Origin of the sequence: Chromobacterium rhizoryzae, from assembly GCF_020544465.1 — a bacterium.
GTDB lineage: Bacteria > Pseudomonadota > Gammaproteobacteria > Burkholderiales > Chromobacteriaceae > Chromobacterium.
Window position 1 is genome coordinate 1,810,438 of record NZ_CP066126.1, and the last position, 12,085, is coordinate 1,822,522.

General features: G+C 65.9%; 11 protein-coding genes. 4 read left to right on the plus strand and 7 right to left on the minus strand.

Annotated elements, in window-relative coordinates:
- Nucleotides 1-2: 2 nt before the first annotated feature.
- From JC616_RS08345 to JC616_RS08365, 5 genes are all read right to left on the minus strand, one after another.
- Nucleotides 3-794, minus strand: coding sequence for an ABC transporter ATP-binding protein (locus JC616_RS08345; RefSeq protein ID WP_081545119.1), 792 nt, complete (start codon nucleotides 792-794; stop codon nucleotides 3-5).
- Between the two features lie 246 nt (nucleotides 795-1,040).
- Nucleotides 1,041-1,871, minus strand: a complete 831-nt coding sequence (locus JC616_RS08350) for an ABC transporter permease (protein WP_227107708.1) — start codon at nucleotides 1,869-1,871, stop codon at nucleotides 1,041-1,043.
- Nucleotides 1,872-1,889: 18 nt separating this feature from the next.
- On the minus strand, nucleotides 1,890-2,864 hold the full coding sequence (locus JC616_RS08355; protein WP_107798677.1) for an ABC transporter substrate-binding protein: 975 nt from the start codon (nucleotides 2,862-2,864) through the stop codon (nucleotides 1,890-1,892).
- 257 nt (nucleotides 2,865-3,121) lie between these two features.
- Nucleotides 3,122-3,538: a hypothetical protein gene (locus JC616_RS08360; protein ID WP_107798678.1), complete on the minus strand. Its 417-nt coding sequence runs from the start codon at nucleotides 3,536-3,538 to the stop codon at nucleotides 3,122-3,124.
- Nucleotides 3,539-3,952: 414 nt separating this feature from the next.
- A complete protein-coding gene (locus tag JC616_RS08365; protein WP_227107709.1) occupies nucleotides 3,953-4,897 on the minus strand; it encodes an alpha/beta hydrolase family protein in 945 nt (314 codons plus the stop codon).
- Nucleotides 4,898-5,042: 145 nt separating this feature from the next.
- On the opposite strand from JC616_RS08365, the gene JC616_RS08370 reads away from it, so the two are divergent.
- From JC616_RS08370 to JC616_RS08380, 3 genes are all read left to right on the plus strand, one after another.
- The gene (locus JC616_RS08370) at nucleotides 5,043-5,600 is read left to right on the plus strand and encodes a GNAT family N-acetyltransferase (RefSeq protein WP_227107710.1); all 558 of its coding nucleotides are present in this window, start codon (nucleotides 5,043-5,045) and stop codon (nucleotides 5,598-5,600) included.
- Nucleotides 5,601-5,898: 298 nt separating this feature from the next.
- Nucleotides 5,899-7,041, plus strand: coding sequence for a hypothetical protein (locus tag JC616_RS08375; RefSeq protein ID WP_227107711.1), 1,143 nt, complete (start codon nucleotides 5,899-5,901; stop codon nucleotides 7,039-7,041).
- A 34-nt stretch (nucleotides 7,042-7,075) separates the two neighbouring features.
- The gene (locus tag JC616_RS08380) at nucleotides 7,076-7,873 is read left to right on the plus strand and encodes a hypothetical protein (RefSeq protein WP_227107712.1); all 798 of its coding nucleotides are present in this window, start codon (nucleotides 7,076-7,078) and stop codon (nucleotides 7,871-7,873) included.
- Nucleotides 7,874-7,946: 73 nt separating this feature from the next.
- On the opposite strand, the gene JC616_RS08385 is transcribed toward JC616_RS08380, so the two are convergent.
- Entirely contained in the window at nucleotides 7,947-8,672 is a 726-nt protein-coding gene (locus JC616_RS08385) for a substrate-binding periplasmic protein (RefSeq protein ID WP_227107714.1), read from the minus strand.
- Between the two features lie 170 nt (nucleotides 8,673-8,842).
- On the opposite strand from JC616_RS08385, the gene JC616_RS08390 reads away from it, so the two are divergent.
- Nucleotides 8,843-10,111 carry a hypothetical protein gene (locus JC616_RS08390; protein ID WP_227107716.1) on the plus strand — a complete coding sequence of 423 codons (1,269 nt, stop codon included), beginning with the start codon at nucleotides 8,843-8,845 and terminating at the stop codon, nucleotides 10,109-10,111.
- Nucleotides 10,112-10,366: 255 nt separating this feature from the next.
- On the opposite strand, the gene JC616_RS08395 is transcribed toward JC616_RS08390, so the two are convergent.
- Nucleotides 10,367-12,046, minus strand: coding sequence for a PTS fructose transporter subunit IIC (locus tag JC616_RS08395; RefSeq protein ID WP_227107718.1), 1,680 nt, complete (start codon nucleotides 12,044-12,046; stop codon nucleotides 10,367-10,369).
- Nucleotides 12,047-12,085 lie beyond the last annotated feature (39 nt).

Sequence of the window (12,085 nt, forward strand, 5' to 3'; positions counted from 1 at the left end):
CCTCAGTCTACCGCAGCTTGCAGTTCCGCGGCTTCGTGGCGTGAATGTTCCTCCATCACCAGCCGGGTCAGCTCCCGTTTCAGATCGTTGAAGCCCGGCGCGCTGGGGTCGCGCGGGCGCGGCAGCTCCACCCGAACGTCGCGCTTGATGGTGCCGGGGCGGTAGGTCATCACCACCACCCGGTCCGCCAGGTAGATGGATTCCTCGATGCTGTGGGTGACGAAGATGATGGTCTTGCCGCTCTCCTGCCAGATGCGCAGCAGCTCGTCCTGCAAGGAGCGCCGGGTCAGCGCGTCCAGCGCGCCGAAGGGCTCGTCCATCAGCATCACCGGCGAATCCAGCGCCAGCACCCGCGCAATCGCCACCCGCTGGCGCATGCCGCCGGACAGGTCCTTGGGGAAGCGGTGGCGGAAGTCGCGCAGGTGCAGCTTGTCCAGCAGCGGCTCCACCGCGGCGCGGATCTCGGCCGGGGAGCGTTTCTGGATTTCCAGGCCGAAGCCTATGTTCTGTTCCACCGTCATCCACGGAAACAGCGCGTACTCCTGAAACACCATGCCGCGGTCCGGCCCGGGCGCGGCGACGCGCTGTCCGGCCACCAGAATCTCGCCGCCGCTGGGCGGCGCGAAGCCGGCGATGGCGTTGAGCAGCGTGGATTTGCCGCAGCCGGACGGGCCCAGCAGGCAGACGAACTCGCCGGGCTGGATGTCCAGCTGGATGTCGCGCAGGGCGATTACGTCGCCGCCCGGCGTCTTGAATACTTTTTGCACCTGTTGCACTTCGATCTGGGCGCTCATGCCTCATCCTTCCATGTCGCGCAGCAGTGGGGGCCGCTGTTGCGCGAATTCGTTCTTTGCGCCGCGCCCGCGTCGAAGCGGGCCCGGCGGCGCATTGTGATCAGAGCCTGTTCAATGTTCCGCGCGCTAGGGCGAGACAAGGCGACAACTGCCGAGAAAGCGGAATGTACGGGGGGTACATGGGCATTTCTAAGCGGCGCTCACCTTGCGAGGCCCCACAACGCGCAGCGGACATTGAGCGGGTTTTTACTGGTCGATGCCGCGATGCCATTTCAGCAGGCGGTTGTTCAGCCCCTGCATCAGCATGTCGATCAACAGGCCGAGAATGCCGATGGTGACCATGCCGGCGATGACCTTGTCGGTCCAGAAATACTCGCGCGCCTCCATGATGCGGTAGCCGACGCCGCTGTTCACCGCGATCATCTCCGCCACGATCACCACGATGAAGGCGGTGCCCATGCCCACCCGCGCGCCGGTGAAGATGAAGGGCGTGGCCGCCGGCAGGATCACCCGGCGGAACAGGGTGGCGCGGCTGGCGCCCAGGTTGCGCGCGGCGCGGATATAGATGCCGTCCACATTGCGCACGCCGGAAATGGTGTTCATCAGGATGGGGAAGAAAGCGCCTATGGTGATGAGGAACACCGCCGGCGGATTGCCCAGGCCGAACCACAGGATGGACAGCGGGGTCCAGGCGATGGGCGGGATCGGCCGCAGGAACTGGATCAAGGGGTTGAAGGCCCGGTACACCGGGTCGCTGACGCCCATGAACAGCCCCAGCAGCAAGCCCAGGCCGCCGCCCAGCGCAAAGCCCAGCACCACCCGCCACAGGCTGGCCGCCACGTCGTGGACCAGCTCGCCGGACAGCAGCCAGGCGAGATAGCCGCCGGAGGCTGGATCGTAGGCTTCCAGCGGCTGCCAGTAAGCCAGCCACTTTTGCAATACCGCCAGCGGCGAGGGCAGGATTTGCGGATTGATCCAGCCCAGGCTGGAACTGGCCTGCCAGATCAGCACGATGGCGATGGGCACCGCCAGGCTGGACCAGGCCTGGCCCAGCCGGGAAAACACAGTCTGCTGCATGATTCGCTCCCGCCGCCGTCAATTAACCTTGAGGTCCTGCTTGGCCTTGCTCAGCAAGTCCAGCTTCACCCAGTCCGCCGCCTTGGGCGGCTTGGCCATCTTGCCGATGCCGTACTGCTGCATCATGTCGGTGGTGGTCTGGATATGGGCCACGCTCAGATCGTAGCTGTACGGGGAGTTGGAGATCGCGTCCTGGAAATCGTCGGCGCTGATCTGGTTCTTGAACATATTCTCGCGCACGTATTTTTCCGCCAGCTTGGGGTTCTTGATGAAGGTGTTGGTGGCCTCCACAAAGCATTTGATCAAGCGTTCCGCCACGCCGCGGCGTTCCTTGTACATTTTCTCCGTCATCACCAGGGTGCGGATGGGCTCGCCCAGCGGGGTGTCGTAGGGTTTCAGCACTTCCACGCCGAAGCCTTTATTGATGGCCTGGGACGACTGCGGCTCGGACTGGCTCATCGCGTCTATCTGCTTGCCCATCAAGGCCTGGTTCAGATCGGCGAAGGGCATGTAGATCACCTGCACGTCCTTGCCCGGTTTGTCGGACCAGCTGAGCTTGTATTTGGCCAGCTCCGCCGCCAGCAGCAGCTCCTGCGCGCCGCCGCGCGCCACGCCCACTTTCTTGCCCTTCAAATCTTTGACGCTCTTGATGCCGCTGTCCTTGGCGGCCACGATGCGCGCGCCGCCCTTGGCGAAGCCGGCCACCGCGAAGATGGGCGCGCCGCCGGCGCGGCCGGCCACCGCCGCGTCCGCCGCGCTGGCGGCGATATCCACTTCGCCGGCGACGATGGCCGGCATGATGTCTATGCCTTTGGCGAACATGCGCTCTTCGATCTTCAGATCGTATTTGGGCGCAATCTCCTTCATATAGCTGATGGCGCCGTAGTGGGCGAATTTGAGATTGCCCAGGCGGACCACGTCGGCGGCGAGGGCGGGCAGCGAAAGGCCGCCGCCCAGGGCGGCGAGACAGAGCCAGGTGCGGATGCGTTGCATGGTGTTTCTCCTTTGCGGGTATGGGGCCGGGCGGAGCGCGGCAACCTTCTATTTATACGACGTTTGCATTTAAACGACGCGGCGACGCGGGGCGAGGCCGTGAGGTGGTTCTTATTAGGCAAAGCGCGTGCCAGCTTATTTAACCGTTAAGCCGTTGATTTTCATGGCTTGCGTCGGGAGCGCGTGGCCGGATTCAGCCAGCGCCGCCGGCGGCTGTGCCAAAAGCGGCTCAGTCGTCGGCGGCGCAATAGCTGCACTTATTCAGTATCGGCCAAGCGTTTTGCCGTCTGCTGGCGCAAGGCGTCCTCCCGAAGCTTGATGCGGTCGATGTAGCCGAAGATGTCGATGGGGAAGATCAGCACCTGTTCGACCAAGGCGAAGAAGCCGGCCCAATAGCCTTGCTCGGGGCCTTGCACCGAGAAATCGACGTCGGCGGCGATGCGCGCCAGCAAGGCGCGTTTCGGGACGTCGGGATTGTCCTGCAGGTACTGGATGAAATGGCCGGCGTATTCGCGTCCCAGCAAATAGGCCTGGCGATAATCGTCGGCCGGCGGCACTTGCCAGCAATGGACTTGAGGATGGTCCGGCAAGCGCGCGGCGAAGGGCAGTTCCTGATAGGAAACGGGTTTGAGATTGGGGCGGTAATGGCGGCGAATCGGGTATTTGACGGACATGCGCGCACTCCTGTTGATTCAGGCTGCCGATGGGGCGACGGGCAGCCGCAGGCTCATGGCAGGCGCATGGCAGGATTGGAGTTCCGGCGCCACGGTCCGGCGGGTGCGAGCACCCTCCCACCACGGCCTGCCCGTTTTAGGTATGGCTGAAGGGTGCAAGGGCACGGACCAAGCGGTTGCGGCGCTTGGGCCGAGGCGGCGGGGCCAGACTCCAATCTGGGCGCTGCCGGTTGGGGCGGCGCGTTTGCGATTGTGCCTAGCGGAGATGAGGGGGTCAAGGCGGCATCGGCGCCTGGGCCGCTGATTGAGCCGCCCGGCCCGGGACCGGGCGGCGGCCGGGTCTTCTAGGCGTAAAACCGGGATTGTCCCTGCCAGGCGCTGGCGACGAAGTCTTGCACATGATCCAGGAATTTGTCATGGCGGCCCAGGCGGCTGTCGTCGGCCTGGCGGTTGGCCGGCAGCAGATAGAGCTGGCCGACGTGGCGCACCGGCAACAGCCCGTCCAGCGCCGGCACCAGATCGCCCTGGACGCAGTAATGACGGATATGGGCCGCGGCCGCGCGCGCCTGATCCAGATCGTTGCCGTGCCGCGCCAGCAGTTCGTTTTGCAGGCCGCGGCCGAACTGGGCGCTGCGGGGTGGACAGCTGCATCGCCGCGTAGGCGGCCATGCCGCCGCCCAGCGAGTGGCCGCCGGTGCTGACGGTGTAGCCGGGCTCGCCGCTGCGCATCAGCGGCAGGCCGGCGGCCAGGCTTTGCAGCTTGCGGGTGAGCTGGGCGGCCTGGGCGTAGCAGGCGGGGCGGCCGCCAAAGGCGGCGTTGCCGATGTTGGCGCGCCACTGCCGCGCCACGCTGGCCAGGTTTTTCAGATTGCGCTGGGCGAGGCCGCCCACGCCGCGGCCGCTGGTGGTGCCGCCGAAGACCAGGCGGATGTCCCCCTCGGCCTTGTTGCGGAACACATAGGCCACCAGGCCGCTTTCCGGGTCCATCAGGCGCGCCTGCTGGGGCTGAAACTCTAGTTTGCTGCCCTTGGCCAGCAGCCGCGCCAGTTCCGCGTCCGGGCTCCATTGGGTGGCGCGCAGGCTGTCCAGATCCCGGCTATAGGGGAAGTTGGCGAGCAGGGCGCTGTCCTTGAGTCTTTGCCGGGCCGGCTCGGGGTTGAGCCGCTCCAGCGGCTGCGGCGCGCAGAGGCCGTCCAGCGGATTGGCGCGCGGCGCGGTCCGCGTCGGGGCGGGGGCGTCCGCGCGGTTGGCCGTCTGGCTGAGCCGCGCCGATATCGGACTGGCGGCGGCGTGGGAGCGGGCGGGTTCGTCCGCTGCCATGGTTTGGGGCGCGGCGGCGCGGGAAGCTTGAATGAGCATGATGGGCAGACGCGTGAGAAGGTTGATCGCCGCATGCTAAAGGGACGCGGACGGCTTGCCTTGCAGATTTTACTCAGCCGGCGGTTACGGTTCCGTGATAATGACGGATTCGGGATGAATCCGCGGTGAACGGGAAGGGGAAGCGATGGAGATGGAGACGGAGCGTTTATGGCTGCGCCAATGGCGGGACGAAGATCTGGCGCCCTTCGTCGCCATGGGGCGGGATCCGGAGGTGATGCGTTATTTTCCGGCGCTGCTGAGCGCCGAGGACAGCGCGGAAGGCATGGAACGCCAGCGCGGCTTGATCGCGACGCGCGGCTGGGGGCTATGGGCGCTGGAGGAGAAAGCGTCCGGGGACTTCCTCGGTTTCGTCGGCCTGGCGGTGCCGCGCGCGGAATTGCCGTGCATGCCCTGCGTGGAGGCGGGCTGGCGGCTGCGGCGCGTATCCTGGGGCCGGGGCTACGCCTCCGAGGCCGCGCGTCGGGCGCTGGCCTTCGGTTTCGAGACCTTGGGCCTGGACGAAATCGTGTCTTTCACCGCCTTGCCCAATCTGCCGTCGCAGCGGCTGATGCAGCGGCTGGGCATGCGCAACGCCGGACGGGATTTCGATCATCCGGCCCTGGCGCCCGGGCATCCGCTGCGGCGGCATTGCCTGTATCTGTTGTCGGCGGCGGAGTGGGCCGCGGCGCCGCCCGAGGCTTGAAGCCGGGAGGGAGAACCGCCGCCGTCAGGCGGCTTTTTTATTGCACGCGGCATGGCGGATGGGCTGCTTTTATGCGCGATGAGCGATTTTTGCAATTTCAGGCGGAACCCTGAGTTTAGGCTCTAGTCTATTAGAATTTTATATTACGCTTATTTATTGGCGTGAACGGGTGGCAGCCCGATCCGCGCCTCATCGTCCATGAGCCTGTACCAAAGCGGCGCTCGCCGCGGCGGATTTTGAACAGACCTGAAAGCGACCCATGCCTCCCTCCTGTTTCTAACCTCCATTGGAGTCCGTGATGACCCAAAGCTTTACTCGGCGTTCGCGCTGGCTAAGCGGCCTGGCAGCCGCCGGCCTGCTGCTGACGCCGCCGGCGATGGCCGAAACCTTTGTGCCCGACACCCTGTTGAAGTCGGTGCTGTATTACAAGACCAAGAACCGCAGCCAGGGCGATCTCGGCGGCGACAAGATCGCCAAGGATTTCCTGAAAACGCCGGGCTCGGCCTACTCCGATCTCAATCTCCAGCCGCCCATCATCAATTCCATTGAGTGGAATAACGCGCTCAGCGATTTCAACCGCTATCACCGCGTCAATCTGAGCATGGACGATTCGGTCAAATTGTTCGCCAGCGAGGCGGGTCTGAACAAGGCCTTGCCGGGCGCGGACGTGGATCTGAACCGCCGCCGCGCCGGCTATCGCCAGGATGAGGACAAGCTGGTGTTGGCCAATGCCTTCAAGGCCGGGGTGGACGGCGACATCTTCTACAAGAGCCTGGACGTGTTCGGCTACGGTTACAGCACCATCGCCGCCAAGTTCGCGGTGGCGGCGCAGTTGCTGCGCGACGCGACGCAGAAAGTGCCGGCGGCCAAGCAGTTGCAGAACGGCATCCGCAAGGAGGTGCTGGACCGCTATCTGAGCAGCGCCACCACCGGCGTGAACAGCCTGTCCGAATACGACAAGCACTATCTGATGAACCTGCTGCACAACGAGGTGCGGCGCACCCATTTCAATTCGTCCGGCTTCAAGAGCGGCCAGTTCCAGCCGGCCGCGCAGTTCCGCGTGGCGCGCCTGGCCGCGGCCTATCAGGACCGCAAGGGCTATCTGTTCGACTTCCCCTGCGCCAAGGACGGCAAGAACCTCTACCCGGAGAGCAGCGGCAAGCTGTGCTACGCCAATATGACCGACCAGAAGCTGAGCGACTGGTATCGCAAGCTCTATCAGCAGCAAATGAAGCCGCATCCGCCGTCCGAACAGGAAAGCAGCGGTTTCCAACGGCTGGCCAAGCTCTTGCTGCCGATCGCGCTGCTGATGGAGGGCATGGCGGCGATGGAGTTCTTCTCCACTTTGGAGGCGTCCGAATTGGGGGCCGAAGCGGCCTTGACCGAAGAGGAAGTGGCGGCCACAGAGTCCGGCTATCTCAGCCGCTTCTGCCGGATTTGAGCTTGGCGATCAAGCAATGCGAACAGGATTGAAGATGACTATGCGTACATTCAAGCAAGCGCGCAGGGCGGCGGCGGCCGTTCTGATGCTGGCCTTGTCCGCCGCGGCGCTGGCGGGCGCGACGGTGGACATCAGCAAGGTGACCGACAAGAACAGCCTGGTGCCCGGCGAACTGGTCAACGCGATGGAGTTTCACGTCAACGGCGTCAGCGGCGCGGCCAAGGCCAATCCGCCGTCCTCGTCCAAGCTGAAGAAGCTGGAGACCAAGTGGCGCGGAGCCACGGTGGCCCGTTTCGAGTACAACTATCCGGGCGGCACCCGCGTGTACAACGCGATGTCCGGCCAGGACACCGCGGATTTGCTGTACGAGGCCAATTCCCCGGGTCATAAGGCCTATCCCGGCTATCTGCGTCAGAGCAGCGTGGAAAAGGCCGCCACCAATGTGAACGTGCCCAATGGCAAGCTGTCCGCCATCATAGACAAGCAGGCGACGGACGCGGAGCTGAAGGCCTTGAAAACCTTTGAGAAGGACATCCTGGACGGCGCGGTGCCGCGCGGCGGACGCATGGTCGGCTATATCTCGCAAGCGCCGTGCGCGTCTTGCGACAATGTGATCCGCCAACAGTTGGCCAATCAGACCGACTACGTGTCCGACATCAAGATCTCTTATCTGCCCAAGGCGGCGGAGGAGGCGGAAAACAGCGCGGCGCGCGAGTTGGCGCATGAATTCAACGGACGTCGGCTGCAGTCCTTGAAGGAGAACGTGATGTCGCTGCGCGGCAACGCGGCGGCCAGGCTGAACGTGGGCGGCGGCACCGCCGGCTGCTTGTAGCCGCGGGCGGGGACCGGCCCGGCGCGCCTTCCTCAGAAGGCGGCCGGGCTTTTTTGCGTCCAAGGGCGGGCGCTCATTGCTGCCAGTGGTTGTAAATCGTTTGCAGTTTTCCGCTTTGCTGCAGCCGGGCCAGCGCGGCGTTGAATTGGACGGCGCGGCTGTCGCCCTTGGCGAAGGCGACGAAGCGCGGCATTTCCACCAGCGGTTTGGGCAGGATGCGCACATTGGGCAAGGCGCGCAGCTGGCGGGCGTAGTAGAGCAGCTGGCCGCGGTCGCCGACGATCAGGTCGATGCGGCCGGCCAGCAGCATCAGCAGCAGCTGTTCGGGATTGGTGGCGCTGGCGTCGCGCTTGAGCTGGGCCCTGTCGAAGGCGGATTCATAGGCGTAGCCGTGAACCTGGCCTATGGTCAGCGGGGCCAGGTCGGCCAGGGTGCTCCAGTTTTGCAGGCCGTGCTGCTTCAAGACCATGAACACGGTGCGGCCGGTGCGTATCGGGCCGGCCAGTTCGTACTGGCCGCGCCGCTCGGCGGTGCCGGCGAACTGAAAAGCCATGTCCACATCGCCGTTGCCCAGCATCTGCTTGACGCGTTCCCAGGGGTAGAGGTGCAACTGATAGGGGATTCTGGCTTCCGCCATCACCGCCTGGACAATGTCCACGTCCAGGCCCTGGGGTTTGGCGCCGGCGTCGTTCTGGTAGCTATAGGGCGCGAACTGGATGTCGCCGGCGATGCGCCAGGTCTCCGGCTGGGCCGCCCAGGCCGCCCCGCAAAACAACAGCATGCTCAACACACGCCTCATGGTTGCCCCCGTCGTCGCCGCCTTCCGTTGGTATAGCCGGAGCGGGGCGGGGCGGCAAGCCGGGCGGTTTTTGCAAGCGTCCCGCGGCGGCCTTGCCGAGAATGGCCGTCAGGGGCGCCCCCTGGGCGGGGCGCGGTCGGTTCGCACTATCATTGACGGGGTAAGCCGCGATGTCTTCTTCCATTAGTTTCAGCGCCGGCGGTCCGGCGTTTTCCCTGAGCAACGAGCGGGTGGCCCGCATGATGAGCGGCGATCGGCAGACGGCCACGCATATGAGCTTGTGGGACAAGTTCAAGGATGTGTTCCGCGCCGAGAAAAAGCAGGATGCGCTGAACACCCTGTTCAAGCTGGTGGACAGCCCGTCGCCGGCGCGCTCCTTCGATATTTTCAATCGCGTGGCGCAACTGGCCACGCCCAGCAACCGGAACTTGTTCACGGTCGCGGTGGCGCCGGAACAGGGCGGCGGCAAGATCAGTTACTGCATCAACGGCCAGCCGCTGAAAACGGAGCGGCTGTCGCAGGAGGGGCGTGAAGTGGTGCTGGCGCGTCTGGGCGCGCCGCTGGGCGCCGAGCAGGCTCAGGCGCAGGCGGCGTCGCTGGCGGATTACCGGATAGACGTCTCGCCGGGGCTGATGTATCTGCTGGACGGCGATTTTGCTTCCGGCGGGGTGCACAAGCGCTTTCACGCCGATACCGGGGTCTTGCAGGCGCGGGACGGGGTGGGCCGGGCGGATTTCGTCCGCGAAGGCCAGCTGGAGGCGTACGCCGAGCCGCGTCCGGCGCTGCGGGCTTATCTCTCCACCCAGCAGCAGATCGCCGCGCCGCCGGGCGTCAGCGACAAGTTCGCCTACGCCCGGGTCGAGCAGTACGACCCGGCGGTCATCGTCAGCCGCGAACTGGATGTCGGTCTGCCTCTGCTGTCGCTGGATCAGGCCCGCAGCGTGGCGGCGCAATTGGTGGACATGACCAGGACCTTCTACTGCCATCAGCTGTCCCACCGCGATCTGCACATGCAGAATCTGCTGGTGCACGAACGCAAGGAGGACGGCGCGGTGTTCCTGAAGGCGATCGACTTTGGCCGCGCCAAGTTCGGCGAGTCGTTCGAGGCGGAGCGCTTCAACGACATCGATTACCTGTTCAACCGCGAAGGCTGCTCGCTGGCGGAGACGGTGGGCCGCAACTATCTGGCCGGCAAGGATTCGGCGGTGGCCAAGAAACATTACCCCTTGCATAAGCTGCTGGAGCGTTTCAACGCACGCGGCGCGGAGGTGACGGAGACCTTGTCCGGCATCGGCAAGATGTTGAAGGCGGATTTGCAGATGGCGGGGCCGGAGGACGAGCGGCGCATCGATCAGGCGTTTGAGCGCGCCTCGGCCTCGGTGCAGATGGTCTTGGCCGGGCTGGCGCGTCCGCAGTTGGGGGTGGGTTTGCGCCTCTGAGAACCTGTTCAAACTCTGCTGCGCTTCGTGAAAAGTCGCCCGGCGAGTATGACTTCAGAATGCTCATGTGCCGTATGGCCATGCCGCTTCTTTAGCCGCAAGGCCTTGTCTCGCGCATGCTCGCGAGACGTGGAACAGGCGCTGAGGATTTTCACGGTTCGCCGCGCGTCGGCGCCACGGCGCTGAAACCCGCATAAAAAAGCCCCTCCCGGCCATGGCCGGGAGGGGCTTTCGCTTGCTTGGGCGCCGGCGGGCTCAGGCCGCGGCGGGCTGGGCGGGCTTTTTCAGCGCGCGCAGCGCGATCGCGGTGACGGCGGTGCCGGCCAGCAAGGCCAGCAGATAGAGGCCCAGGTGGCTGACGGCGTTGGGGATGGGCAGTACGAAGACGCCGCCGTGCGGCACTTTCAGCTCCACGCCGGCCAGCATGGAGATGGCGCCGGCCACGGCGGAACCCAGCATCAGCGCGGGGATCACCCGCAGCGGATCGCGCGCGGCGAAGGGAATGGCGCCTTCGCTGATGAAGGCCAGGCCCAACACGCCGGCGGCCTTGCCGGCCTCGCGCTCGTCGGCGCTGAAGCGGTCGGCGAACAGCTTGGTGGCCAGCGCGATGCCCAGCGGCGGCGTCATGCCGGCGGCCATGGCCGCGGCCATCGGCGTATAGACCTGGCTGGCGATCAGGCCGGTGGAGAAGGCGTAGGCGGCCTTGTTGACCGGGCCGCCCATGTCGAAGGCCATCATCGCGCCGATGATGGCGCCCAGGACCAGCGCGCTGCTGCCTTGCAAGCTCTTCAGCGCCTCGGTCAGCATGCCCAGCAGGGCGGCCACCGGGCCGCCGATCACGTAGATCATCAAGAGGCCCACCAGCAGCGAGCCCAGCACCGGCAGGATGAGCACGGGCTTGAGGCCGTCCAGATTGCGGCCCAGCTGGATCTTGCGGTTCAGCCAGTCGGTGCCGTAGCCGGCGATGAAGCCGGCGATGATGCCGCCGAGAAAGCCGGAGCCCAGGCTGGCGGCCAGCATGCCGCCCACCATGCCGGGCGCGATGCCGGGACGGTTGGCGATGGAGTAGGCGATATAGCCGGCGAGGATGGGCACCATCAGCGCGAAGGCGGATTTGGCGCCGATCTGGAATAGCGCCCAGGCCAGGGTGCCCTTGTTGGCGTCGTCGAAGGCGTAGATGCCGCCCAGCGCGAAAGCCAGCGCGATCATGATGCCGCCGGCGGTGACGAAGGGCAGCATGAAGGAAACGCCGGTCATCAGGTGCTTGTACGGGCCGCTGCGTTCGCTGGCCGGTTTTTCCGGCGCGGCGCCGGCGGCGTCCGGCCGGTGGGGCGCGGCCTCGGCGATGGCGCGGCGCAGCAGCGCCCGGCCGTCGTTGATGGCGGCCTTGGTGCCGCTCTGGAACAGGCGCTTGCCGTGGAAGCGGCTCAGCTCCACCTGGGTGTCGGCGGCGATCAGTACCAGATCGGCTTCGGCGATCTCGCCGGCGCTGAGCGCGCTCTGCGCGCCCACCGAGCCCTGGGTTTCCACGCGGATGGCGTGGCCCAGCGCCTGGGCGGCCTGGCTCAGGCCCTCCGCCGCCATGAAGGTGTGGGCGATGCCGGTGGGGCAGGAGGTGACGGCGACGATGCGCAGCGCTTCGGTTTGCGGGGCGCTCAGGGCCGCGGCCCGGCGGACGGCGTCGGCAGGATCGGCCAGGGCCTGGTCCAGGCTCAGGCGGAGCGCGGGCAGGCCGTCCAGGCGCGGATCGGCGGCGGGGCCGATCAGGAGCGCGGCCTGGGCGGCGGCGATTTCGGCCGCGTCCAGCGGCGGCGCGCCGTCCAGTTCCAGGCTGAGAGAATGCCCGAGCCCTTGGGCGGCCTGGCGCAGCGCTTCCGCGGCCAGCCGGCCCTGGGTGCTGCGTTCGCCGGAGGCGATGATGGCAAGTAGGTTCATGGCGTTGTTTCCCTTGTGTTTTTAGTTTGGAGCCGCAGG

Bases quoted from the DNA above. Each gene is read 5' to 3' on its own strand.
- JC616_RS08345 (WP_081545119.1), bottom strand. From the start codon at position 794: ATGAGCGCCCAGATCGAAGTGCAACAGGTGCAAAAAGTATTCAAGACG.
- JC616_RS08350 (WP_227107708.1), bottom strand. From the start codon at position 1,871: ATGCAGCAGACTGTGTTTTCCCGGCTGGGCCAGGCCTGGTCCAGCCTG.
- JC616_RS08355 (WP_107798677.1), bottom strand. From the start codon at position 2,864: ATGCAACGCATCCGCACCTGGCTCTGTCTCGCCGCCCTGGGCGGCGGC.
- JC616_RS08360 (WP_107798678.1), bottom strand. From the start codon at position 3,538: ATGTCCGTCAAATACCCGATTCGCCGCCATTACCGCCCCAATCTCAAA.
- JC616_RS08365 (WP_227107709.1), bottom strand. From the start codon at position 4,897: ATGCTCATTCAAGCTTCCCGCGCCGCCGCGCCCCAAACCATGGCAGCG.
- JC616_RS08370 (WP_227107710.1), top strand. From the start codon at position 5,043: ATGGAGATGGAGACGGAGCGTTTATGGCTGCGCCAATGGCGGGACGAA.
- JC616_RS08375 (WP_227107711.1), top strand. From the start codon at position 5,899: ATGACCCAAAGCTTTACTCGGCGTTCGCGCTGGCTAAGCGGCCTGGCA.
- JC616_RS08380 (WP_227107712.1), top strand. From the start codon at position 7,076: ATGACTATGCGTACATTCAAGCAAGCGCGCAGGGCGGCGGCGGCCGTT.
- JC616_RS08385 (WP_227107714.1), bottom strand. From the start codon at position 8,672: ATGAGGCGTGTGTTGAGCATGCTGTTGTTTTGCGGGGCGGCCTGGGCG.
- JC616_RS08390 (WP_227107716.1), top strand. From the start codon at position 8,843: ATGTCTTCTTCCATTAGTTTCAGCGCCGGCGGTCCGGCGTTTTCCCTG.
- JC616_RS08395 (WP_227107718.1), bottom strand. From the start codon at position 12,046: ATGAACCTACTTGCCATCATCGCCTCCGGCGAACGCAGCACCCAGGGC.